The sequence below is a fragment of the Asaia sp. VD9 genome (assembly GCF_037150015.1).
GTDB lineage: Bacteria > Pseudomonadota > Alphaproteobacteria > Acetobacterales > Acetobacteraceae > Asaia.
The window spans coordinates 56,970-80,212 of record NZ_JBBCQM010000003.1 but is presented as its reverse complement, the minus strand read 5'-3'; the positions used below and the strand labels follow the sequence as shown (position 1 = coordinate 80,212).

Genomic DNA, 23,243 nt, shown 5'->3' with positions numbered 1-23,243 from the left:
CTCTTCTTATTCCTTGATGTCGCTCATTTTGCTGATGACGCGCGAGACGAGGCCATAGGCAATGGCTTCCTCTGCCGACATCCAGTGATTGCGATCCGTATCCTTGGCGATCTTCTCGTAGGACTGACCGGTTTCACGGGCAAAAAGACGATTGAGTCGCTCGCGCATCTTGATGATCTCGCGGGCTTCAATATCGATATCGGTTGCCGGACCGCGCACACCGCCCATCGGCTGATGCAACAGGAAGCGTGTGTTCGGCAGACACAGGCGGCGCTCGGGACGGCCCGCGGCAAAGATCAGGGCACCGGCGGAGGCGACCCAGCCCGTACCGATCATATTCACGGGAGCGATGGAATCCACAAAGCGGATCATGTCGTGGATGGTGTCACCGCTCTCGACATGGCCGCCCGGCGAGTTGACATACACATCGATGGGCTTGTCCGAAGCGCCTGCCAGAGCAAGAAGACGCCCGGTGACATCGCGGGCCACCTTGTCGTTGATGCCACCGAAGATCAGCACCTTGCGCTGTTCGAACAGCTTGCCTTCAATCTCGCCACCGGGGGGCTTTTCGGCCGCTTCCTTGGGCTCGGGCGCATCGGGCGCCTGGGGATCGGGCTCTTCATCATCGAGACGTGGGGCGATACGGGAGATGTCCTGGGGTGTCGTGCCACGCATGCGGGTGTTCCTATGTCCGTGCAGCCTGTTCATGCCGTCTATGTTGCGCTTGATGGGCGGACCTCACAAGAGCCCCCCCGATTTTTGCGCCAGATCAAGCATCTCGCCACGACGGGCCGGAGCGGTTAGGGTGGCGCCAGCAGGATGAAACCGGACAAGAAACGCAAGGGTCGATCGAGAGACATGGTTAAAACAGGCGGGGTTAAAACAGGCTGGCCACGCACGGGTCTCGTCATGACGGGCATGGTGTCACTCGTGATGTCGCTGAGCGCCTGCGGTCACCGGGACGCCGTCGACACGGTGGATAACTGGTATCATCAGTATCAGGGCGGCGAGATTGCCAAGCAGCGTCCCCCGGCTCCCGGCGCGCATGGCACCTATCCGCGCGTCGGCCTGACCCCCATGACCAGTGTGGACCTGCCGAGCGCCCAGGCGCGGCAGGCCCTGACCGACCGGCTTACGCTCCAGCGCAATCTGAGCCAGCATCTGGCCGTGGCCGACGGCCCGCTCATTGTGGCCCCACCGCCGCCACCGCCTCAGCCCAAGCCTCGCCCGGCCAATGACGATAGTGGCTCCTCCATGAGCGTGGTTGCCCCCGGTCAGACCCCGCCCCCGGCGCAAAACGCGCCCGCCGCGGGAACACCTGCCGCAGGAACACCCGCCAAACCGGCTTCTGCCGCCCCCCCGGCCGCCACTCCGGCTGAATCAAACGCTCCGGCCCCCATGCCGGGCAAGCAGGCTCAGCCCGCGCCAAAGCAGGCGACCAAAAAGGATGCGCCCCCCGCCGCGCCGGAAGCTGGTCTGCCAGAGGTGACACGCTTCGCCCCTCCCCCCATCAAGCCGGGCGAATTGCCCCAGATTGGCGACCTGCCCCCGGTTGCGCCGAATTTTCCGGGCTTCAACATCCCGCGCGACGCCGCCCTGCCCGATATCGTCCCGCCTTCGTATGACCTGACGGAGCCGCATGGCACGCTGATACGATTCAACCAGGCCTCGGATCAGATGGCCCGTGGCCAGGAAGGCGCGATCGGCAAGGCGCTGGGCGGACGCGGCCCGCATGACATCGTCTATGTGAAGGGATTTGGTGAAATCACCTCCTTCCGCCCCTCGGAACAGGTGCTCGGAATCAAGCTTGGTCTGCTGCGTGCCCGCGCTCTGGCCCAGACTCTGATCCTGCATGGCGTGGCGGCATCGGACATCCGCATCAGCGCCGGCGCTTTGGGGCGTGGCGCGAGAATTGACCGCTCGCCTTACTGAGGGCGGTTCACCCGGTCCGGAAATCAGGTTAGTGAAGATTGTCGGAGTCGCCCTGACTCCGGTAATTTTATTTCAACCCTGTGCCCCCGAGCCGAAAAAATGACCGAAGAGTTTCACCGCATCCGTCGCCTGCCGCCCTATGTCTTCGCCGAAGTGAACAAGGCCAAGGCCGCGGCCCGAGCGCATGGTGAAGACATCATCGATCTGGGCATGGGCAATCCCGACAGCCCCACACCGCCGCATATCGTCCGAAAACTGGTTGAGACCGTGGCAGACCCGCGCAGCCACCGTTATTCGGTCAGCCGGGGCATTCCCGGTTTGCGCCGCGCACTGGCGGGGTATTACGAGCGTCGCTTCGGCGTGGATCTGAATCCCGAGACCGAAGTCATCGCGACTCTGGGCTCGAAAGAGGGGCTGGCGAACCTGTCCTCAGCCATCACCAGCCCCGGTGATACGATCCTGGTGCCGAATCCGTCCTATCCCATCCATCAGTTCGGCTTCATCATCGCGGGTGCCTCGGTGCGTTCCATTCCGGCCACGCCGGGTGAGGACATGCTGCGCGCGCTCGAACGCGCCGTACGCCATTCCGTACCCAAGCCAACCGCGCTGATCGTGAACTTCCCCTCCAACCCGACGGCGTTCACAGCCTCGCTGGATTTCTACAAGGAGCTGGTGGCTTTTGCCCGTCGCGAGCAGATCTGGATCCTGTCCGATCTGGCCTATTGCGAAATCTATTTCGGCGACGAGCCACCGCCGTCCATCCTGCAGGTACCAGGCGCCAAGGACATCGCGGTCGAGTTCACCTCGCTCTCGAAGACCTATTCCATGGCGGGCTGGCGCATGGGATTTGCTGCTGGCAATCCGCATCTGATCCAGGCGCTCACACGCATCAAATCCTATCTCGATTACGGGGCCTTTACCCCCATTCAGGTAGCGGCCGTTGCAGCCCTGAGCGGCCCGCAGGATTGCGTGACGGAAATCCGCGACATGTATCGCGAGCGGCGTGACGTGCTCATCCGCGGGCTTCATGCCGCAGGCTGGGACGTCCCGTCGCCGCAGGGCTCGATGTTTGCCTGGGCGCCCATCCCCGAGCGCTTTGCCGAAATGGGCAGCGTCGATTTCAGCAAGCTCCTGCTCAAGGAAGCCGGAGTGGCCGTGGCGCCAGGGCTTGGCTTTGGTGAATACGGCGAGGGCTTCGTCCGCATCGGTCTTGTCGAGAACACGCAGCGCCTGCGTCAGGCCACGCGCGCCATCAAGACCTTCCTCAACAAACACGGCGTCAAACAGGCAGAGGCAGTTTCGTGAACGGTCAAACACTTCATCTTGGTATTGCGGGTCTTGGCACGGTCGGGGCTGGCGTGGTGCGCCTTCTGCGTGAAAACGCCCAGGCCATCACCGCCCGTGCCGGACGAACCATCGAGGTGGTCGCCGTCTCGGCGCGTGATCGCACGCGCGACCGCGGAGTCGATCTGACCGGCCTGACCTGGCATGACGACGCCATCGCTCTCGCCGCCGACCCCAGGGTCGATGTGGTGCTCGAGCTGATTGGCGGCGCCGAAGGCTCGGCCCGTGCGCTCGTAGAGGCCGCGCTGAAGGCTGGAAAGCCGGTTGTCACAGCCAACAAGGCCCTGCTGGCCATTCACGGGGCCTCTCTGGCGCGCCTCGCACGCGAGAACGAAACCTCGCTGCTTTTCGAAGCGTCGGTGGCGGGCGGTATCCCGGCCATCAAGCTGGTGCGTGAGGGTCTGGCCGCCGACCATCTGCTGCGCGTAGGCGGCATTCTGAACGGCACCTGCAACTACATCCTGACCGCGATGCGCGAGACGGGCCGCGATTTCGGGGATATCCTGGCGGAAGCTCAGGCACTCGGCTATGCCGAGGCCGACCCTTCCACTGATGTGGATGGCTGGGACGCCGCACACAAGCTCGCCATTCTGGCCGGTCTCGCCTTCGGCCAGCCCGTGCGTTTCGATTCCCTGCATGTCGAGGGGATCCGCAATATCGCCGCCTGCGATCAGGCCTTCGCCCGCGAGATGGGCTATCGCATCAAGCTTCTCGGCAGTGCCCGTAGTGACGGTCAGGGCAAGATCGAGGCCTCGATGCGCCCGTGCATGGTCCCGCAATCAGCCCCCATCGCCAATGTGGATGGCGTGTTCAACGCCGTACTGACCGAGGGCGCCTTCAGCGGTCCGATGCTGATCGAAGGGCGTGGCGCCGGTGCCGGTCCCACCGCCAGCGCCGTTGTGGCCGATGTGATCGATCTTGCCCGTGGTACGGCCCTGCCCGTCTGGGGCATGGACCCGAAGCCCGAAATCGCCTGCGCCCCGCGTGAAAGCCTGGGCGGCCAGTATTATCTGCGCCTTTTTGTTCAGGACCGTCCGGGCGTCGTGGCCGATATCACGGCAGCCCTGCGCGACTATGGCGTGTCGCTGCGCGCGCTCTCCCAGCATGCCGCCGAGGAAGCTGTTCAGCCTGCCGGTTCACAGACGGTTGTTCCGCTTGCGCTTGTCACACATGAAACCAGCGAGGCGGCCATGCTTTCCGTCCTGACGGCCCTCGAGCCCCTGGAAACTGTCGTCGGCACACCGCTGCTCATGAAAATCGAGACTGTGTGATGTGGCAAAGGCGGCACATCCCGGCATAACAGGGCGTGTCGCAATTCCGGCTCAGCTGGATAGAGTACAGATAGGATATACCGGATGCCTTTCTCTCCTAAGTATAAAGTGACGGATCGCAACCTCGCGCTCGAACTTGTGCGCGTTACAGAGGCTGCGGCCATCTCGTCATCGGCCTGGACAGGCCGTGGGGAAAAGAACGAGGCTGACGGTGCAGCCGTTCAGGCCATGCGGGCCGCGTTCGACACGGTCGCGATCGAAGGGACGGTCGTGATCGGCGAAGGCGAGATGGATGAAGCGCCGATGCTCTATATCGGCGAGAAGGTGGGGGCTGGCGGCCCCAAGATGGATATTGCCGTCGACCCGCTGGAAGGCACCAATCTCTGCGCCAAGGACATGCCCAATGCCATGACCATGGTGGCATTGGCCGAAAGCGGCAATTTCCTCCATGCTCCCGACATCTACATGCAGAAGCTGGTGGTCGGTCCGAACCTGCCGGAAGACCTGATCGATATCGATGCCCCGATCGAGACCACGCTGCGTGACCTCGCCAAGGCCAAGGGCAAGGACATCTCCTCCATCACCATGTGCGCACTCGACCGCGAACGCCATGAAGAGCTGATTGCCCGCGCCCGTGAAGCTGGCGCGCGCGTCATGCTGCTGACCGATGGCGACGTGGCCGCTGCCATCGCCGCCTGTATGGATGAGAGCCGCGTGGATATCTATGCAGGTTCCGGTGGCGCCCCTGAGGGTGTTCTCGCTGCCGCGGCGGTACGCTGCGTCGGGGGCCAGATGCAGGGACGCCTGATGTTCGAGGATGAAAGCCAGGTCGAACGCGCCCGCTCGATGGACCCTGGCAAGGACCCCACCCGCAAGCTCGGCCTGCATGACATGGCCCGCGGCGATGTTCTGTTCTCCGCTACCGGCGTGACCACGGGTACACTTCTGCGCGGCGTGCGCTTCTATGGCCCCACCATTGCGCGCACCCATTCCATCGTGATGCGCTCCAAATCGGCCACGGTGCGCTTCATTGAAGGGCGCCACGATTTCTCCACCAAGACATGGGCAGGTCACTGAACCCATTCTATAAGGGAGCGCATGTCTGACGCTCCCTCGTTCCTTGTTCCGCCAGAGCCGGTTCTGTCCGTTCATTCCAGCGGCAGCGGGCGATCCTGGATCTGGCGCGACGAGAAACTGGCGACCGGCGATGGCCGCGTGGCCCTTGCGATGGCGCAGCGCGCCGGTATTCCGGAACTTCTCGCACGCATACTGCATGGCAGGGGGGTCGATCCCTCACAGGTCGCGGCCTTTCTCGACCCGAGGCTGCGTGACTGGCTACCCGATCCGTCCTGCCTGCACAGCATGGACGAAACCGCCGCCCGCCTCGCGCAGGCGGTCCGATGCGGTGAGACCGTCGGTGTGTTCGGTGATTACGATGTGGATGGCGCCTGCGGCACCACCCTCCTGACCGAAACGCTGCGCGAACTGGGCTGTGCGGTCCATTTCCATATTCCGGACCGGCAGAAAGAGGGGTACGGCCCGAACGCGCCTGCCCTCGAGGGGCTGCGCGCCAAGGGGGCGACGCTGCTCGTCTGTGTGGATTGCGGCACAGCGGCAGTCGCCCTGCTCGACGCCTTGCGGGTGGAGGGCGATATCATCGTTCTGGATCATCACAAGCCTGACGGCGCCATTCTGCCCAGCTGCCTCGTGGTGAATCCGAACCGTCTGGATTGTGGCTCGGGGCTGGGTCATCTCTGTGCCACGAGCGTCGCTTTTCTGACCCTGATCGCCACCTGCCGCGCCCTGCGTCTTTCCGGCTGGTTTGAAACGCATGAGGAACCGGCCCTTCTGGGCAAGCTCGATCTGGTCGCGCTCGCCACCATCTGCGATGTCATGCCGCTGCGTGATCTGAACCGCGCTTTCGTGGCCCAAGGTTTGCGCGTGATGGGGCGCGGCGAGCGCCTGGGGCTCTCCACTCTCGCCTCCGTGGCAGGAGTGAAGGAAACAGCCAGTGCCATGGCCTGCGGCTTTGGCATCGGCCCACGCATCAATGCGGGCGGGCGCATCGCCCAGGCTGAGCTGGGCGTCAAGCTCCTGCTCAGCGAGGATGCATTTGAAGCGCGCGCGCTGGCCGAGAAGCTCGATGAGATCAACAGGCAGCGCCAGACCGTCGAAGCCGATATCCTGACAGAGGCCTATCACCAGGCGGAATCCCAGCTTGAGGCAGGGCATGCCGCCCTGTTTCTGCATGGGGAGAGCTGGCATCCCGGCGTGGTGGGGATCGTGGCCAGTCGCGTGCGCGAGCGCTGTAATCGCCCCACGCTGATTGGCGCCTTGCAGGACGGCGTGATCAAGGGGTCTGCACGCTCGGTACCGGGGCTGGATATAGGCGCTGCCGTGATTGCTGCGTGCCAGTCGGGCTTGCTCCTGACAGGGGGGGGACATGCCATGGCCGCGGGGTTCTCTCTCCCTGCTGAAAAAGCTGGAGCATTTCATGCCCATCTGGATCAGGCGCTGGCCGAGGCGCGTCATCGCCCGCGCCACGACGCATTGAGCATCGACGGGGTTCTGGCCCTGCGTGGGGCGACCACGGAAATCGCGGCGCAACTCACTAGGCTGGGACCATTCGGTGCAGGCCATGAAGAGCCGGTCATCGCGATCAGCCGAGTACGCGCCGTCAAAAGCGAACGCATCGGCCGCGACGGCAATACGCTGCGTGTGATCCTGCAGGGCGAAGATGGCGGCAGGTTGCGTGGTCTCGTGTTCCGAGCCGCTGACAAGACCTTTGCGGAATTGCTGGAAGACCGCGCCATGCCGGTGCTTCATGTGGCCGGGCAATTGCGCTGCGAGCAGTGGCAAGGTCAGGATATGCTGAGCTTTTTTATTTTGGACGCCGCCACGATTTAGGGGTTGACCCCTCCCCCCCGCTGGGATAATCAGCCGCTCACGCCTCCAGTCCCGTTCGTCTAGAGGCCTAGGACACCGCCCTTTCACGGCGGTAACACGGGTTCGAATCCCGTACGGGACACCACGGCATTGACCGCAGTTTTCTGCGGGATGCGGCCGGTTAGAAGCAAAATCCTGATTTACCAAATTATTGATTTTGAGCCATTCCTGAGTCAATCAGGGAAACATGGCTCTCTGGTATCAGGGGCTTCGCATGAGCGCATTCTGAAAAGCCCGATATCGATCTGTCGAAGAGGGGCGGTCTTTGGAGAAGTCCGGTGCCGTAATGCGCGCTCGTCGCCATGAGCCAATGTGATGCCACACCACGCGCACCCGTCTTGCCGTCCAAGTGAAGCTGTCCCTGGTCACCGTCTTCGACCCGGTAACCATCAAGCATCGCGCAGTCTATGATTGGTCTGCTTAGAGTCCTCTAGCCAATCGAACCGCCATCAAACCCGTACCTAATCATCGCTGGATACGCACAGATGTCCAGACAAACGAACACCCGTGGAATGTCGGGTCCGTGGCTGAGGCGATGCGCTGCTGCACCGATCGCTCTTCGAGTCAGGGATCATCCAGGGAGTGAATGGTGCCTCCTCGTCTTGCCCGGGGCCGCATCGACCGACCAGTTTATCAGCTGTCCACTAGGAAGGCATCGTCGCTGACAGACAGGCGCAACGTCGCCCTATCTGGCGTATAAACGAAGAGCGAGGCATGGCCCGGAGAGAATAACAGTCAAAGCGTCGCCACACTGCCGATCGGGCAAGACCTGTCCGCAGCGTGGTCCTGTTGATCTCGATTGAGGCCGCCGGAAAGGCTTTTATGGCCTCGTGAAAAGTCAGGAAGCGCGCAGGGTAAATCGGGTGATCTCCGAAGGGCGGCCGAGGCGCAGGGCGAAGCCGGGCCATATGCCGGTGCCGTTGCTGACATACAGGGCCATGCTTCCGACATGATATAGCCCGGAGACAAAACCTTTGTTGCCACGCGCCACGAGGGCATCGAGCCCGTAGATCATGCCGCCATGAGTATGACCCGAAAGCTGCAACGCAACGCCCAGACGCGCCGCTTCTCGCGCCTCGCCGGGTTGATGGTCGAGCAGGATCACGGGCGCGGTTACCGGTCGGTTCGCCAGCGCAAGCGCGAGGTCCGGGCCGACTTCTCCATGATGAGCAGCCGAACGATCCGTCACCCCCGCCAGGACGAGTGTGTCGTCCTTCCGCCTGATTATTTCGTGGCTATTGAGCAGGAATCGGAAACCCATGCGCGAGAGATGAGCGATCCACTCGGCATAATCGAAGAAATATTCGTGATTGCCGGGAATGGCCCACACACCATCCGGAGCCGTCAGGGCTGCGAGCGGGGCAACGTCATCTCGGCGCATTGCCACTGAACCATCGATAAAGTCCCCGGTGACCACAATCAGATCGGCCCCCGCTCCATTCGTCCTTGTCACCACGGCCTCCGCCCAACGTGCGGGAAAGAGGCGGGTGATATGAAGATCCGTCAGCTGAACCAGACGGTAACCCTCAAATCCGGGCGGTAATCCGGCAATATCAAGCGTGATGTCACGTATGGGGGGAACACGCAGAGCGTTGGCTACCCCCCATGCCGAGAGAAACGCCGCAAGTGCCCCCGCAACCACGCGGGGCACGGTGCCGATATGGAAAGGACGCCATGTCACAAGTGCCCAGATCGCGGCGCCTCCATCCACCGCCAATTGCAGGACGGTGACGAGCATCAGGGCACCGAAACCCCAGTTGAACAGGATGACCGCCAGACGCGGCATCTCCGGCGCAAAAACCGAGCCCGAGGAAAGACGGCACCAATAGTGATAAAGCCCTACCACTACGATCAGACAGGCCGCGGCGATCCTCGCCAGGAGAGGAAGAGGCAATGGCCAGAGCCAGTTCAGGATGACAACAAGAAAAAGCGTACTAAAAACGACTGGGCGCAAGGGAATCACATTCCGGAAATAAGTGCGTTCAGCCGCAACGTCCGACGGAGAGTTCGGTTTTCGGATTCCTACCCTTAGGACCACCCTAGAGCCAGGAGCGCCAGAAACAGGCCAAAAGCGGGCATATGGGAAAATGCGCGCCAGCGCAGCAGCGTGATCAGAACCGCCAAGAGAATCATGACCGCCAGAACCTGCCCCGCCATCTGCATTTGCGGAAAGGTCATGAGCCCGACACTGACCCATTCAAGCGCACCGGTTACGCGACACCACCATCCGGGGTAACCCCATCGCACAAACTGCGCACGCAAGGTGTCCCGACCCAGAAGATTGACCAGACCTGCACCCATCATAGCGACCATGAAGAGGTACCGCGCAGCTTCATGCATCACGGTAATTCCCCGACGTGATCGCCTCGAATTCCTGCAGGATCGTGCCCATGACCGGTCGCCAGCCGAGCTCCGCCTGCGCCTTTCCGCCGGAAATGACCTGATCGCAGGCTATCGCATCGGCAAAGCCACGCAGGCTTTGGCGGGCTTCCTCAATCGGCCAGAGCGTGACCCGCCCTTGGGCTCCCCCTGCCCGGCTTGCCGCCTGAGCAATTTCCATGAGACTGACAGGCGCGCCATTGACGCCGTTATAAACCGACCCGGCAGGCGCATGGGTAAGGGCCCGTGCATAAAGCCGGGCAAGATCCTCGGTATGAACGCAGCTCCAGCGATTATCACCGGTGCCTATGACGCGTGCGGCGCCCTCATTGCGGGCCTCAGCCAGCAGCATCATGGCCGTCCCACCGCCACAGCCATAAACCCAGCCCGGTCGGAGGATCACTCCATGCACATCCTGTTCAGCCCTGATCTCGCGCTCCAGCGTCTCACGCCATGCCACCATCGGCAGTGGATTGCATGCCGTTTCCTCAGTAGCGGCTTTGTCTCCCGTCGCGCCGTACACCAGACAGCCACTGGTATAGATCAGCCGCTTGCCAGTTCCCCGAAGGGCATCGAGCAACGCATGGGTGGCGCGACGATCGAGATCCGCCGCCCTCTGGTCGTGGGAAGACGCCGCATGAATAACGGCATCGGCCCTTTGCGCCACAGAATGGAGCAACGCCGTGTCTGCCAAATCGCCGGCGACAATGTCGAAACCCTGTGCCCTTGCCTTCTCGGCCGCTCCTTCATTCCGTGCCAGAGCGAGGATACCATGCCCCTGTGCCTTGAGCGCGCGGGCAACCGCCCCGCCAATCAGTCCTGTTGCGCCTGTTATCATGATGTTCATGCAGTGCTTCGCCTTGCTGTTTCCTGAAGCAAGTGAAGCGGCGCGCAGAGCGGATTGGAAATGGAGAGTTCTGATAAGCCGTTATCGGCCCGCGCGATGATGTCAGAGCACCCTCGCGAGATCGACCAGTTGCGCACGTAGCCATCGGAGCACTGCGTGATTTTCCGTGCGCCGATGCCACATCATGGAAAGCGTCCATTTCGGCAATGGCAAGGGCGGTTCGAACAGCGCCAACCCGTTTTCTCCGCCCGCAAAACGTCGTGCCACACGCGTGGAGAGGGTGGCGATGAGATCGGTTTCGGCAATCACGAAGGGTGCGACGAGGAATTGGGGCAGGCTCAGTGCAACGTGGCGCGCCAGGCCACGCTCGGCGAGCAAGCGATCGACAAGCCCGCTTCGGTCTCCCTCAGGCGACACGAGCAGATGAGGCGCGCCAATATACGCTGCAAGATCCGCCCCCTGACGGAAAGCCGGATGACCGCGGCGCACCATACAGGAAAAACCCTCCTGCATCAGGGGGTGAGATACCAGGCGGGAAGAAGCTTCTACGGGGAAACCGATCGCCAGATCGGCCTCACCCTGATCGAGCAGGGTAATGGCCTCCTCCCGGCCGAACATGCCGTGTACGTGCAGGCTAACCCGGGGTGCCTGAGCACCCAGCCGCGCAATAAGCCCCGGCAACAGCACAAAGGCAGCATAATCGGTCATGGCAAGAGTCAGCGTAGCATCGTACTGCGCAGGCTCCTGCGTTTCCATGCCCAGCCCCTCACGCAGCAGATCGAGCGCGCGGCCTATGGGTAAGGCGAGTTCCTGGGCACGCCTCGTGGGCTGCATGGCGGCTGGAGTTCGGATGAAAAGCTCGTCGCCAAACAGATCGCGCAATCGCGTCAATGCTCCGCTCATCGCGGATTGACTGAGCCCGATACGGACGCCGGCACGGGTCACATGGCGCTCGATGTAAAGCGCCTCGAAAGCCTTGAGGAGGTTCAGGTCGAGACCGCTGATATCCATACTGCCCAGATTAGAGTTAGGGCGCCCATGATTTAAGCCTGAAAAAGATATTTCCGGATTATCCGACGATTTCTGGCCCCTGTCGGGCGCTCAGAGTGCCTCGATATTCTCGAGCACACGCTGCAGCAGGGCGATCAGTGTCTTTTTTTCCTTTGCCGTCAGGCCTGTCGTCATGTCAGCATTGCACTGACGCAGGACCTCGCGTCCTGCAGGCAGCCGCTTGAGCGCCAGATCAGTCAACGAAACGAGACTGCTGCGACGGTCCTCCGGATCGGGCTCGCGACGAACCAGCCCATCGCGCTCCATTCGCGCCAGCAATTGCGCCATGGTTGGCTGCTCGACCTTTGCAAGGGTCGCCAGTTCCTTCTGCGTCCGCCGCTCCCCGTTCTGCAGCATTGAAAGCACCGGCAATTGCGCCGTTGCGAGACCGAGCGGTCGAAGCCGCGCATCACCAATCCGCGTCAGGCCACGCCCGATGCGACTGAGATAATGCCCCGCGTGATCGAGCGGATTCCAGGGAGTATCGCTCATTGCATAGCGTCCTATGTTTCTCCTATATAGTTTCCTATGTAAATTGGAGAGGCACCGGAGACAATGCACAGACATATCGGAATCGTCGGCGGCGGACCGGGCGGGCTGCTGCTCGCCTGCCTGCTCCAGCGACAGGGGATGCGCGTGACGGTTCTCGAACGCGATGCCTATGCGGCGGAGAGGCTGCAGGGCGGATCGCTCGACCTGCACGACGAAACGGGTCAGAGAGCCATGCGGGCAGCCGGTCTAGAAGACGCCTTCATGGCCTGTGCGCGCCATGAGGATCAGGGCGATCGGCTCTATGACGAGACCGGGCGTCTGATTTTCGAGCATGATGGCCGGGACGCCAACCGTCCCGAGATCGACCGGGGAGATCTGCGCCGTATCCTGCTGGAATCGCTGGAGCCCGGCGTCGTGCACTGGGGTCAGTGCGTCAACGGAATCGTCTCCGCAGGTGAGAAAATCTCGGTGCTGTGCACAGATGGGCCTCAGCTCTATGATGTTGTGATCGGCGCAGACGGAGCCTGGTCTCGTGTCCGCCCTTTTCTCACCAAGATCCAGCCGGTTTACGAGGGCATCGTTTTCCTTGAACTCGGCTTTGAGGAGAAGCGTGACCCCCGTGCAGCCGCCCTGGTCGGGCATGGCAAGATGTTCGCAGTGGGCAATAACCGTGCCCTGATCTTGCAGCGCAACAGCGGGGGGCATATCCGCTTCTACGCGGGTATGCGCCTGGCAGAGAAGGCGGCTCTGGCCATGCGCGATGGCTCTCCAGAGGCAGCCCGGGCGCATATGGCACGGAGTTTTTCTTCATGGTCACCCGATCTGCGGCGGCTTCTTGCTGAAGGTGACTTCCTCGGAATTCGCCCGCTTTATGCAATGCCAATCGGCGCGAGATGGACCCCGGCACCCGCAGTCACGTTGTTGGGCGATGCGGCGCATCTGATGTCTCCATTCAGCGGCGAAGGCGTGAATCTGGCTCTGGCCGATGCACTCGATCTTGCAAATACCCTGACAGAGGGGAATGGCGTCGCGTCGCTGCGAGAGTATGAAGCGGCTCTGATATCGCGTGCGGAACGGGCCGCCGCCAGAGCAGCCTCAGGACTGTCGAAAGTATTCTCCGATCATGGCGCTGCCCCGGTTCTCGCCCACTATCAACAACGTCTGGGAGGGCGCTGAAGAGCATGTCGCCCCGAACCGCAGGCGTGACGCCGCGCAGGAAATGGGGCTCCCTGTCCAGTAGACGAGCCCGGACGCCCCTGAATCGACTCTTTGTGCGATAACAGGAGGCCAAGATGCCGCTCCGCTATGAGTTATGATTGCTGCGTCTGATGTCATCAGGCGTCATGTCTCAGCAAGGTGTCACTATCACGCCTCGTGCCGCTCCATCGGGAAAAGCATCTTCCCGATCTTCATCGGGGCGGGCCAATCATGGCCCCCACAGCGGCTTGGACATGCAGGGCTGTCGTATCAAAAAGCGGGACTTCCGCATCTTCGGGGCTGACCAGAAGCATGATTTCGGTGCAGCCCAGGATGATTCCCTCAGCACCACGCGCGACGAGGCGCGCCATGATATCCCGGTAGAGCGCGCGGGATTCCGGACGGATCTCACCGGCTACGAGTTCATCATAGATAATGCGATGTACGCTCTGACGATCAGCGTCATCCGGTACGAGAACGTCGAGCCCATATTGCCGCCGCAGACGCCCCTTGTAGAAATCCTGCTCCATCGTGAAGGCGGTACCGAGCAATCCGATCCGCGTCAGCCCCGCTGCCCTGATTGATTGCGCTGTTGGGTCAGCAATATGCAGGAGTGGAATGGAGAGAGCCGCCTGAATCTCGTCAGCCATGCGGTGCATGGTGTTTGTGCAGATCACAATATGTTCGGCCCCCGCATTTTCGAGATGACGCGCCGCGCCAATCATCAAGCGCGTCAATTCGCTCCATGCGCCGCGATGCTGAAGCGCCTTGATCTCCGCAAAGTCGAATGACCAGAGCAGGCAGCGCGCTGAAGCCGCCGGACCCAACCGGGCGCGTACACCCTCATTGAGCAAACGATAATACATGGCCGAGCTTTCCCAGCTCATCCCGCCAATCAGCCCGATCATCTGCATCATGTCTCCTCCCGGAAGGCGTACCCACGCCATCCAGCATTCCCGATTTCGGGACCCGACGCAAAACCACGGGACGGGTCACCCATCGGCGCACTCCAGAAAATTCTTGTCCATTCGGGCAGCTTATGGATAGGCTGCATTACGTACGGAATCGAAATATTGCGGAGATGATATGGTTTCCCGTCGCCTTGGCTTGCTTCTTGCCCCTCTCTTCGTTTCGATACCGTATGTATCGGCAGCCCCCCTGACACCATCTCATTCCTCGAAAGCGCCCCGCGCGAAGGCTCATCAGCCGCGAAAACCGGAAGAGATCACGGTAGCCGCCCCTTCCCACAAGACATCGAATGGTGTGACGGGGCAGCAGGCAGGTGGCGGGCTGATTCGTCGTGAGACACGCGCTGGCGCGATCCAGACCGTCACCCGTGATTTCATTGCCAAACAATCGCCCACAGCCAATCCGGTGCAGGTTCTGGCACTCGAGCCCTCAGCCTATGTCGCCCTCATGGACCCCTATGGCATCGTGGGGGGCAATATGTATCTGCGTGGCCTGCCGGGCGATCAGATCGGCTGGATTTACGAGGGGGTGCCGGTCAGCGATATCGGCTCGGGCGGGTTTTATGCCAATCAGACATCGGATGGCGATAACCTGCAGCAGGTCTCGCTCATGCCTGGTTCTGTGGATCTCTCTACTCCGACCGTTGCGGCGGCGGCAGGCAGTGCCTATGCCAATCTCCGCGATCCTTCGCATCACCGCGAAGGCTATGTGAACATGACCTATGGCACGTATAATCTGGCGCGGGGTCTGATACGCGCCGATACCGGTGATATCGGTCATAGCGGCGTACGCGCCTTCGCCTCGTTTTCCTATACGCGCGCCAATAACTGGCGTGGGCCCGGCACCAATATGCGCAAGCATATCGATTTCAAGCTGGTCAAGGATATTGCCCAGCACAGCCATACCTCGCTGGTCATGAGCTATAATGACAATACGCTGCAATTCAGCCGCTGGCCCACGGCGTCGGAATTCGCCCGTTATGGCGCGGGCAATGACCTCTCACGCTCCTACAAGGATGGGCTCGGCTATCATCTCTATGCGCTGGACGCGTTCCAGAATCTGGTGACCTCGGCACCGACCGAGCTCGACCTGGGCCATGGGCTGCATTTTCATGACACGCCCTATCTGTGGTGGGGATCCGGCTCTATCGGCGGTGCGGCTCTGGCAACCGAGGGCGCAACCTATTCGGGGTCCTCACTAGTCGGTGTTGATCTGAATGGTGACGGGCGCATCAGCAGCACGACCTCACAACTCATCTACACACCCAATTATTACAGCTATCATCGCGCGGGCAACAATGCCTCACTCGACTGGACGGCCGGGAAGAACACCCTCACTTTCGGCTGGTGGTATGAATGGTCGCGCATGAATCAGGCGACACCCGTATCGCGCATCAACCCCGTCGATGGCGGACCGGAGAATATCTACGGCGATTACGGCCCGCTGATCTATCGCACGTCATCGGGCAAGAAATGGTACGCCTCTGACTATAACAGCTTTACCCAGATCAACATGCTCTATCTGGGCGACAGGATCTCGCTCCTGCGCGACAGGCTGGAACTCAAGGCAGGGTTGCGCGCTGCCATGGTTTCACGCGGGATAGACAGCTATGTCCCGGTGTCGGATAACCGGCGGGGACAGAATATCTTCGAGCCTCTGCCACAGGTGAGCGCACGCTATGTGCTGGACAAGCATTCCGAGCTCTACGTATTGGGTGTAACCAATTTTCGCACCACCAATAACAGCACGCTTTTCGAGCTCTACAGCCCCGCCGGAGGGTCGCTGCAGACCGCGCCCTCGACCGTCAAACCCGAATATTCCATCGAAGAGGAACTTGGTTATCGCTATCATGACGACCTGATCGTGGGCGAGATATCCTTCTTCAATTACAATTTCACCAATCGCCAACTGGCGCTCAACAGCTACGTCAATGGTGCGCTCACCCCCATGACCATGAATGCCGGCGGTCAGACCTCACGCGGTGTCGATCTGCAAATCGGCACACGGCCCATCCTGCACCATCTGCGGCCCTATGCGAGCTTTGAGTATCTCGATGCGCGGATCGATAACAATATCCCGATCGATGGCGATCTTCTGCCGACGCGGGGCAAGCGGGCCGTCTCTGCGCCGAAATATCAGGCGGCGCTCGGGCTGGACTGGGATGATGGCAGCTTTTTCGCCAATCTCGGGCTCAAATATATCGGGGCGCAATATGCGACACTCGTCAATGACGAGAAAATGCCCGGCTATATCAACAACAACGTGACGCTGGGCTATCGACTGCACCGGACGGGGTTCCTGCACTCCCCGCAGGTGCAGATCAACATGCAGAACATGATCGGCTCGATCTATCGTAATGCCGTCTACGCCTTTACCTCGAATGCCAGAACCATACGGGGTATCTACGGCACGAGCATCGCCGGGTCGTCGCCGCTCTATACCATCCAGCCAACCTTTGCCATTTCGGTATCACTTTCGACCGGGTTCTAAAGCGTCCGGGCGGGGGGATTTCATCCGCACGATAAAACCTGAACATATGGTCAAAATACACTTGCAGCACCGCCAGATCTGATCGTAACGTTCGTTTTACGGAACAAACAGAATCGGATTATCCCATGCCGCCCGATATTGCCTGTGGACGCCTGAGTGATGACATGCTGGCCAGAAACTTTGCCGATGCGCATCCAGGTCTGACCGCCGAGCAGGCGGCGCTGGAGGCCGATCGCTGCTTCTATTGTTATGATGCACCCTGTATCGAGGCCTGCCCCACCGACATCGACATCCCGCGTTTCATCAAGGCAATCGCCTCAAAAAACACGGCGGGCGCTGCCCGGACCATCCTGCAATCGAATATCCTCGGCGGGTCATGCGCGCGTGTCTGCCCGACCGAGATATTATGCGAGCAGAAATGCGTTCATACCGCTATCGAAACGCACAAGCCCGTGCGTATCGGCGCGTTGCAGCGTTTCGCGACCGACTGGCAAATGGCGCAGCCCGCCCATCCCTTCAAACGGGCAGCCCCTACCGGCCGTCATGTGGCCGTCATGGGCGCCGGCCCTGCCGGGCTTGCCTGCGCGCACCGACTGGCCATGCTCGGGCATGACGTCACGCTTTATGACCGCCATACGCGTCCCGGCGGGCTCAATGAATATGGCGTTGCCGCCTATAAGCTGGCCGATGATTTTGCCCAGAAGGAGATCGATTTCCTCTTCGCCATAGGCGGCATCACCTATCGGGGCGGGACCATTCTGGGTGAGACTCTCAGCCTCGCCACGTTGCGTCAGGAGCATGATGCGGTGTTTCTGGCGATCGGCCTTTCGGGCGTGCGTGCCCTTGGCCTGCCGGATGAGTCGATCCACGGCGTGCAGGATGCGGTGGCCTTCATCGAATATCTGCGCTCCCATCCGCTGGCTACAACCCCGGTGGGACGACGCGTCGTCGTGATCGGCGGGGGCAATACGGCCATTGATGCCGCAGTGCAGGCCAAGAGACTCGGTGCGGAAGAGGTCACCCTTGTCTATCGTCGTGGCGAGGCCACCATGTCCGCAACCGAGGTCGAACGCGACTGGGCACAGACAAATGGGGTGACGCTACGCCTGTGGGCCGCCCCCATACGCCTTGAAACTGCGGCAGGGGCGCTGACAGGCGTGACCTTCAGGCGCACCGATCCCCCGTCCCTCTCCGGAACGCCTCCTCTGGCGCCCCCTGCCGAGTTCACGCTTGGCGCCGATATGGTGCTCAAGGCCATTGGTCAGGTCTTCATTCCCGATCCGATCGCCCGGGACCAGATCCTTGTCGAGAACGGGCGTCTGGTAGTCGATGAGAAGGGCCGCACCACTCTGGCGGGCGTCTATGCCGGTGGCGATTGCACCGCGGGCGAGGATCTGACCGTGGCGGCCGTACGCGACGGGCGTGAGGCCGCCAAAGCCATTCATGACGACCTGACCCTTTCCAAATTTCGCCTTTCCGGCACGGGAGCCCCCTGATCATGGCCGATCTGCGCACCAATTTCGCCGGGATTACCTCCCCCAATCCCTTCTGGCTGGCCTCTGCCCCACCAACCGACAAGGAATATAATGTCCGCCGCGCCTATGAGGCAGGATGGGGCGGTGTGGTCTGGAAAACCCTGGGAGAGGACCCGCCTGTGGTCAATCTCAGCTCGCGCTATGGCGCGCTCCAGTTCGAAGGCAAGCGCCTGATGGGGCTCAATAACATCGAACTGATTTCCGACCGCCCGCTCGCGACCAATATTGCGGAGATCAAGCGCGTAAAGCGCGATTTCCCGGATCGGGCGCTCATCGTCAGCCTCATGGTGCCGTGCGAGGAACATCGCTGGAAGGCCATATTACCGCTCATCGAGGAGACAGGGGCGGACGGGATCGAGCTGAATTTCGGCTGCCCGCATGGCATGTCCGAGCGCAATATGGGCTCTGCCGTGGGGCAGGTGCCCGAATATGTCGAGATGGTCACGCGCTGGTGCAAGCAGAACACGCGCATGCCGGTCATCGTCAAGCTCACCCCCAATGTCACCAATATTCTTATGCCCGCCCGAGCCGCACGACGCGGCGGTGCCGATGCGGTCTCGCTCATCAACACCATCCAGTCGGTCATCGGGGTCGATCTGGACGCCATGGCCCCCATGCCGGTCGTGGGCGGCAAGGGCACGCATGGCGGCTATTGCGGCCCAGCGGTCAAGCCCATCGCGCTGCGCATGATCGGCGAGATTGCCCGTGATCCCGAGATGGCAGGAATACCTATTTCGGGCATGGGGGGCATCAGCAACTGGCGGGACTCCGCCGAATTCCTCGCCATGGGGTCGAGCGCGCTTCAGGTCTGCACGGCCGCCATGCATTACGGGTTCCGCATCGTCGAAGATATGATCGACGGGCTTTCGAACTGGATGGACAGCAAGGAATATGCAACGCTGCCCGATCTGAGCGGGCGGGCCGTGTCGCGCTTCGTGCCCTGGAACCAGCTCAACATGAAATTCCGCACCATCGCGCAGATCGACCAGGAAAGCTGCGTCGGGTGCGGCCTGTGCCATATTGCCTGCGAGGATACGTCGCATCAGGCTATCGCCAAGAGCACCGGACCGAACCGCCGAGAATACAGCGTGATTGAAGAGGAATGCGTGGGCTGCAATCTCTGCGCCCATGTCTGCCCGGTGGATGAGTGCATCACCATGGCGCCGCAGCCTGTTGACGGCGAGATGACTTGGTTGGAGCATCCTCTCAATCCGCATCGTCTCTCCGCCTGAAAGGACTCCCCGCCTCATGAGCAATATCCGTATCGATGGCCGTGCCCTTTGGGCCGATCTGATGGAGACAGCCCGTTTTGGCGGTACGGAAAAGGGTGGGATCAAGCGCCTGACCCTGACAGAAGAAGACCGCCAGGTGCGCGACTGGTTTGCCTCGGCCTGTACGGCTCTGGGCTGCACCATGACCATCGATCGCCTGGGCAACATGTTCGCCCGTCTGGAAGGGCAGGATCCGACCCTGCCCCCCATCACCATGGGGAGCCATCTCGACACCCAGCCCACGGGCGGCAAGTTCGACGGCATCCTGGGGGTTCTGGGTGGACTGGCCGTGCTGCGCGCCCTGCGCGAATCGGGTCACGTTACCCGCCACCCCATCGAACTGATCAACTGGACCAATGAGGAAGGGTCGCGGTTTTCGCCCCCCATGATGTGCTCAGGCGCCTTTGCAGGGGCGTTCACGGAGGAAGAGGTGCTCGACAAGCGTGATCGCGCCGGAGAACGGTTTGGCGATGCGCTGGACGCCATCGCCTATCGCGGCGAGCAGCAATGCGGCGATCACCCGGTCGCGGCGTATTTCGAGTTGCATATCGAACAGGGACCCATCCTCGAGGCCGAAGATTACGTGATTGGCTCGGTAACCGGTGTACAGGGCATGCGCTGGTACGAAGCGACCGTGACCGGGCGCGACGCCCATGCAGGCTCGACGCCCATGACCATGCGCGCCGATACCCTGCTGGCTGCTGCATCCATGATCGCAGCCGTCTCGCGTGTGGCGCAGGATCACGCTCCCCTGGGACTGGGCACCGTCGGGCTGATCGAAAACCGGCCCAACAGCCATAACGTGGTACCGGGCGAGACTTTTTTCACCATCGATCTGCGCCACCCCGATGATGCCGTTCTGGCCGAGATGGAGAAAAGCCTGCTGACCGCGCTCGACTCCGTGGCCGAGTCCGGCAAGGTCACGCTCTCGATCCGCCAGATCTGGGATGCCCCTGCCGTCCCGTTCGACCGGCGCTGCATCGATATCGTAACCGATTCTGCGCGAGAAGCCGGATATACCCCGAGAGAGATCGTCTCAGGCCCTGGTCACGACGCTGCCTATCTGGCACGCATCACACCCACGGCCATGATCTTCGTGCCCTGCCGCGACGGGCTGAGCCATAACGAGGCCGAGAGCATTACCAAAGCCGAGGCGGAAGCCGGCGCGAATGTGTTGCTGGGCGCCATTCTGCGCGCCGACAGGGTTTTCTGAAGTCCCGATAGTCTGTTACGTTGAGGAAACGTTAGCCTATCGGAGGGAACAGGCGACATGACGGAGAGCCTCGCAACGCCGATCGACTCCCCCCCCGACGATGCCTCTTCTGCCAAGACGCATGGCGGCTCGTCACGCCAGGTCAGCGACAGAAAGGCGGTCATTACGCCCCGCCATAAATCCGGGCGCCCCAGAAAGCAGAGCGCTCCCCGTCAGGCCATGGTGCCGCAAATCCTGAACGCCGCAGAATGGACGTTTGGTACGAGAGGGCTGAAAGGTACGAGGCTCGAGGAGATCGCCGCCCTCTGCGCCATTCCGAAAGCCAATATCCTCTATTACTATGGCTCGAAGGAGGAGCTGTACAACGCCACCCTCGCTCGCCTGCTCGATATCTGGCTGAAGGATGCCGATCACTGGCTCTCGCCCCAGCGAGACCCCCTGGAGGGTGTCGAAGGGTATCTCAGGGCAAAGATCGCTTTTTCGCGCACGCGCCCCGAAGGTTCGCGCCTCTTCGCGCAGGAGCTGCTATCGGGAGGTCAGATGGTACGGGACTTCCTCAGACACACGCTACGCGCGCATGTGGCTCGTCACGATCTGGTTTTCCGGGACTGGCAGGCGCGTGGTCTGATGACGCCCATCGACACCACGCATTTCCTTTCCCTGCTCTGGTCCGGCACGCAGGCCTATGCCGATATGCAGGTCCAGTTTGAGGCGCTTCTGGGCCATGCGCCTCTCAGGGATTCTGATTTCGAGGCAGCCGTCGAGACTTTCATGACCCTTCTCAGGCCGCTTTTCCCACGTCAGGCCTGAGAGCACTCAGCAGGAGATGAAACACGCCTCCTGCCACAAACCCGATCACCCAGGAAAAATTCTGCGCCCCATGGAGCGCGGGCAGGAAGACCACCAGAAGGCCCAGCGCGACGGAGAGGGCAAGAGCCAGAACAGCGCGAGGATTGACCCCGTTGCGATACCAGTAGCGCCCCCCCGCCCCGGCATCGTACAGGCTCGGCAGATCGAGATGCTGCTTTTGAACGCCGTAATAATCGACCAGCAGAATGCCGGTCACGGGTGCAATGAACAGGCCGAGAATATCCAGCGTCAGATGGATGAGCTCGGGATGGGCATAGAGGTTCCACGGTGTCAGCAGCACGGCGCCGAACGAGGCGATCACACCTCCCTGACGCCATGAGATGGCTGAGGGGGCGATATTGGAAAAATCGAAAGCCGCTGACACGAAATTGGCCGATATGTTGATACCGATCGTCGCAGCAACGAGCGTGATCGTTCCCACAAGCATGATGGTCTGGTTATCGAACAGGACGATCGTTTCCGCAGGATCGAGAATAAGCCTTCCCAGAGCCGGTTGCGTCAATACAAGGGTGGTCAGAACCAGCACCACAAAGGCCATGAAGTTGACCGGCAGTCCCCAGAGATTCCCGCGTTTCACATCTCGAAGGCTCATCCCGTAGCGCGCGAAATCGCCGAAATTGAGAATGATGGGCGAGAAATAGGCCAGGGTAAGAGAGGCCACGGCCAGCAACCCCGCAATCGTCCCGCCCCAGGAAAAGGCGCCTTGCGGCAGCACCGAGAAACGAACCTGCCCGTGCGTCTTGATCAGAAGTGCGCCGTCGAGCAGCAGGATCACGCCATAAATGGCGGGGCCTGCCCAGTCGATGAAATGGCGTATGGCTTCCATGCCACGCCAGAACACCACCATCTGCAACAACCAGACGAAGAGGAACGCCCCCCATCCCAGCATAGACAGCCCAAGCGCTCCATGCCGGTGCAGATCGGCATAGCTCATGATCGCAGGGTCGAGATGCAGGAGAAAGAGCACGATGGCATTGGAAGCCAGCCAGGTCTGGATGCCATACCAGCCCACCGCAATAACACCGCGCACCAGCGCCGGAATGATTGCGCCATACACGCCAAACGCGCCGCGTATCACGACCGGAAAAGGCACGCCTGCCCTCAGGCTTGGCACCGCCACGAGATTGCACAGCAGATGCACGCAGAGAATGGCAATGAGCAATCCGGTCAGGACCACCCCCACAGGCAGGCCCATCATGAAGAAGCTGCCCAGCGTCATGTAACCCGCCACGCTGTGAACATTGGACATCCAGAGAAAAAGGAAATCCTTCCAGGCCCAGTGACGCTCGCTGACTGGAGCGAGATCGGCATTGGTGAGGGGGCCTGTCAGGCCGGTTACTTGCCCCTGGGTCATCGACACTCTTTCAGGACCGGTAGAAAACACAGCATGTCATGCAATAGATTGACCATATGGTCAGGCTAGTCCTATGATTTCGA

19 protein-coding genes and 1 tRNA gene are annotated in these 23,243 nt (G+C 61.4%); 12 read left to right on the top strand and 8 right to left on the bottom strand.

From position 1 onward, the window contains the following. Positions 1 to 6 precede the first annotated feature (6 nt). Positions 7 to 675, bottom strand: a complete 669-nt coding sequence (locus WFJ47_RS04985) for an ATP-dependent Clp protease proteolytic subunit (RefSeq protein WP_127103501.1) — start codon at positions 673 to 675, stop codon at positions 7 to 9. A 183-nt stretch (positions 676 to 858) separates the two neighbouring features. Here WFJ47_RS04985 and WFJ47_RS04980 point away from each other — a divergent pair, with 183 nt between their 5' ends. The 6 genes from WFJ47_RS04980 (at position 859) to WFJ47_RS04955 (ending at position 7,578) form a co-directional block, all read left to right on the top strand. After that, positions 859 to 1,932 (top strand): hypothetical protein, encoded by a 1,074-nt coding sequence (locus WFJ47_RS04980; protein WP_336761281.1) that lies wholly within the window; start codon positions 859 to 861, stop codon positions 1,930 to 1,932. Positions 1,933 to 2,031: 99 nt separating this feature from the next. Then, positions 2,032 to 3,237 carry an LL-diaminopimelate aminotransferase gene (locus tag WFJ47_RS04975; protein WP_336761279.1) on the top strand — a complete coding sequence of 402 codons (1,206 nt, stop codon included), beginning with the start codon at positions 2,032 to 2,034 and terminating at the stop codon, positions 3,235 to 3,237. After that, positions 3,234 to 4,547, top strand: a complete 1,314-nt coding sequence (locus tag WFJ47_RS04970; RefSeq protein WP_127103504.1) for a homoserine dehydrogenase — start codon at positions 3,234 to 3,236, stop codon at positions 4,545 to 4,547. The genes WFJ47_RS04975 and WFJ47_RS04970 overlap by 4 nt, the downstream gene beginning before the upstream one ends. Before the next feature lie 84 nt (positions 4,548 to 4,631). Next, positions 4,632 to 5,624 (top strand): class II fructose-bisphosphatase, encoded by a 993-nt coding sequence (gene glpX, locus WFJ47_RS04965; protein ID WP_127103505.1) that lies wholly within the window; start codon positions 4,632 to 4,634, stop codon positions 5,622 to 5,624. 21 nt (positions 5,625 to 5,645) lie between these two features. Beyond that, positions 5,646 to 7,454 carry a single-stranded-DNA-specific exonuclease RecJ gene (gene recJ, locus WFJ47_RS04960; RefSeq protein ID WP_336761278.1) on the top strand — a complete coding sequence of 603 codons (1,809 nt, stop codon included), beginning with the start codon at positions 5,646 to 5,648 and terminating at the stop codon, positions 7,452 to 7,454. A 48-nt stretch (positions 7,455 to 7,502) separates the two neighbouring features. Next, a tRNA-Glu gene (locus WFJ47_RS04955) sits at positions 7,503 to 7,578 on the top strand. 753 nt (positions 7,579 to 8,331) lie between these two features. Here WFJ47_RS04955 and WFJ47_RS04950 read toward each other — a convergent pair. The 5 genes from WFJ47_RS04950 to WFJ47_RS04930 form a co-directional block, all read right to left on the bottom strand. Next, the gene (locus WFJ47_RS04950; protein ID WP_336761277.1) at positions 8,332 to 9,447 is read right to left on the bottom strand and encodes a metallophosphoesterase; all 1,116 of its coding nucleotides are present in this window, start codon (positions 9,445 to 9,447) and stop codon (positions 8,332 to 8,334) included. Positions 9,448 to 9,521: 74 nt separating this feature from the next. Next, on the bottom strand, positions 9,522 to 9,833 hold the full coding sequence (locus WFJ47_RS04945) for a DoxX family protein (RefSeq protein ID WP_336761275.1): 312 nt from the start codon (positions 9,831 to 9,833) through the stop codon (positions 9,522 to 9,524). Next, the gene (locus WFJ47_RS04940; protein ID WP_336761274.1) at positions 9,826 to 10,719 is read right to left on the bottom strand and encodes an NAD-dependent epimerase/dehydratase family protein; all 894 of its coding nucleotides are present in this window, start codon (positions 10,717 to 10,719) and stop codon (positions 9,826 to 9,828) included. Before WFJ47_RS04940 ends, WFJ47_RS04945 begins: the two co-directional genes overlap by 8 nt. Positions 10,720 to 10,821: 102 nt before the next feature. Then, complete coding sequence (locus WFJ47_RS04935; protein ID WP_336761272.1) at positions 10,822 to 11,730, bottom strand: LysR family transcriptional regulator; 909 nt, start codon at positions 11,728 to 11,730, stop codon at positions 10,822 to 10,824. A 90-nt stretch (positions 11,731 to 11,820) separates the two neighbouring features. Further along, positions 11,821 to 12,261, bottom strand: coding sequence for a MarR family transcriptional regulator (locus tag WFJ47_RS04930; protein WP_336761270.1), 441 nt, complete (start codon positions 12,259 to 12,261; stop codon positions 11,821 to 11,823). A gap of 63 nt (positions 12,262 to 12,324) precedes the next feature. Here WFJ47_RS04930 and WFJ47_RS04925 point away from each other — a divergent pair, with 63 nt between their 5' ends. Beyond that, positions 12,325 to 13,437, top strand: coding sequence for an FAD-dependent monooxygenase (locus tag WFJ47_RS04925; protein WP_336761268.1), 1,113 nt, complete (start codon positions 12,325 to 12,327; stop codon positions 13,435 to 13,437). Positions 13,438 to 13,670: 233 nt separating this feature from the next. Here WFJ47_RS04925 and WFJ47_RS04920 read toward each other — a convergent pair whose 3' ends face one another. Then, on the bottom strand, positions 13,671 to 14,375 hold the full coding sequence (locus WFJ47_RS04920) for an aspartate/glutamate racemase family protein (RefSeq protein ID WP_336761266.1): 705 nt from the start codon (positions 14,373 to 14,375) through the stop codon (positions 13,671 to 13,673). A gap of 169 nt (positions 14,376 to 14,544) precedes the next feature. On the opposite strand from WFJ47_RS04920, the gene WFJ47_RS04915 reads away from it, so the two are divergent. The 5 genes from WFJ47_RS04915 (at position 14,545) to WFJ47_RS04895 (ending at position 21,746) form a co-directional block, all read left to right on the top strand. Beyond that, positions 14,545 to 16,917, top strand: a complete 2,373-nt coding sequence (locus WFJ47_RS04915; RefSeq protein WP_336761264.1) for a TonB-dependent receptor — start codon at positions 14,545 to 14,547, stop codon at positions 16,915 to 16,917. Between the two features lie 125 nt (positions 16,918 to 17,042). Continuing rightward, complete coding sequence (locus WFJ47_RS04910; RefSeq protein ID WP_336761262.1) at positions 17,043 to 18,413, top strand: NAD(P)-dependent oxidoreductase; 1,371 nt, start codon at positions 17,043 to 17,045, stop codon at positions 18,411 to 18,413. Positions 18,414 to 18,415: 2 nt separating this feature from the next. After that, the gene (gene preA, locus WFJ47_RS04905) at positions 18,416 to 19,684 is read left to right on the top strand and encodes an NAD-dependent dihydropyrimidine dehydrogenase subunit PreA (protein ID WP_127103515.1); all 1,269 of its coding nucleotides are present in this window, start codon (positions 18,416 to 18,418) and stop codon (positions 19,682 to 19,684) included. A 16-nt stretch (positions 19,685 to 19,700) separates the two neighbouring features. Beyond that, positions 19,701 to 20,936: a M20 family metallo-hydrolase gene (locus tag WFJ47_RS04900; protein ID WP_336761259.1), complete on the top strand. Its 1,236-nt coding sequence runs from the start codon at positions 19,701 to 19,703 to the stop codon at positions 20,934 to 20,936. A 57-nt stretch (positions 20,937 to 20,993) separates the two neighbouring features. Continuing rightward, on the top strand, positions 20,994 to 21,746 hold the full coding sequence (locus WFJ47_RS04895; RefSeq protein ID WP_336761257.1) for a TetR family transcriptional regulator C-terminal domain-containing protein: 753 nt from the start codon (positions 20,994 to 20,996) through the stop codon (positions 21,744 to 21,746). Here the strand turns inward: WFJ47_RS04895 and WFJ47_RS04890 are convergent. Then, positions 21,718 to 23,160: an NCS1 family nucleobase:cation symporter-1 gene (locus WFJ47_RS04890; protein WP_127103619.1), complete on the bottom strand. Its 1,443-nt coding sequence runs from the start codon at positions 23,158 to 23,160 to the stop codon at positions 21,718 to 21,720. The genes WFJ47_RS04895 and WFJ47_RS04890 overlap by 29 nt on opposite strands. Positions 23,161 to 23,243 lie beyond the last annotated feature (83 nt).

What these genes read in the sequence shown, in the direction of transcription:
- WFJ47_RS04985 (WP_127103501.1), bottom strand. Translation starts at nt 675, where the DNA reads ATGCGTGGCACGACACCCCAGGACATCTCCCGTATCGCCCCACGTCTC.
- WFJ47_RS04980 (WP_336761281.1), top strand. Translation starts at nt 859, where the DNA reads ATGGTTAAAACAGGCGGGGTTAAAACAGGCTGGCCACGCACGGGTCTC.
- WFJ47_RS04975 (WP_336761279.1), top strand. Translation starts at nt 2,032, where the DNA reads ATGACCGAAGAGTTTCACCGCATCCGTCGCCTGCCGCCCTATGTCTTC.
- glpX (WP_127103505.1), top strand. Translation starts at nt 4,632, where the DNA reads ATGCCTTTCTCTCCTAAGTATAAAGTGACGGATCGCAACCTCGCGCTC.
- recJ (WP_336761278.1), top strand. Translation starts at nt 5,646, where the DNA reads ATGTCTGACGCTCCCTCGTTCCTTGTTCCGCCAGAGCCGGTTCTGTCC.
- WFJ47_RS04945 (WP_336761275.1), bottom strand. Translation starts at nt 9,833, where the DNA reads ATGCATGAAGCTGCGCGGTACCTCTTCATGGTCGCTATGATGGGTGCA.
- WFJ47_RS04940 (WP_336761274.1), bottom strand. Translation starts at nt 10,719, where the DNA reads ATGAACATCATGATAACAGGCGCAACAGGACTGATTGGCGGGGCGGTT.
- WFJ47_RS04935 (WP_336761272.1), bottom strand. Translation starts at nt 11,730, where the DNA reads ATGGATATCAGCGGTCTCGACCTGAACCTCCTCAAGGCTTTCGAGGCG.
- WFJ47_RS04930 (WP_336761270.1), bottom strand. Translation starts at nt 12,261, where the DNA reads ATGAGCGATACTCCCTGGAATCCGCTCGATCACGCGGGGCATTATCTC.
- WFJ47_RS04925 (WP_336761268.1), top strand. Translation starts at nt 12,325, where the DNA reads ATGCACAGACATATCGGAATCGTCGGCGGCGGACCGGGCGGGCTGCTG.
- WFJ47_RS04920 (WP_336761266.1), bottom strand. Translation starts at nt 14,375, where the DNA reads ATGATGCAGATGATCGGGCTGATTGGCGGGATGAGCTGGGAAAGCTCG.
- WFJ47_RS04915 (WP_336761264.1), top strand. Translation starts at nt 14,545, where the DNA reads ATGGTTTCCCGTCGCCTTGGCTTGCTTCTTGCCCCTCTCTTCGTTTCG.
- WFJ47_RS04910 (WP_336761262.1), top strand. Translation starts at nt 17,043, where the DNA reads ATGCCGCCCGATATTGCCTGTGGACGCCTGAGTGATGACATGCTGGCC.
- preA (WP_127103515.1), top strand. Translation starts at nt 18,416, where the DNA reads ATGGCCGATCTGCGCACCAATTTCGCCGGGATTACCTCCCCCAATCCC.
- WFJ47_RS04900 (WP_336761259.1), top strand. Translation starts at nt 19,701, where the DNA reads ATGAGCAATATCCGTATCGATGGCCGTGCCCTTTGGGCCGATCTGATG.
- WFJ47_RS04895 (WP_336761257.1), top strand. Translation starts at nt 20,994, where the DNA reads ATGACGGAGAGCCTCGCAACGCCGATCGACTCCCCCCCCGACGATGCC.
- WFJ47_RS04890 (WP_127103619.1), bottom strand. Translation starts at nt 23,160, where the DNA reads ATGACCCAGGGGCAAGTAACCGGCCTGACAGGCCCCCTCACCAATGCC.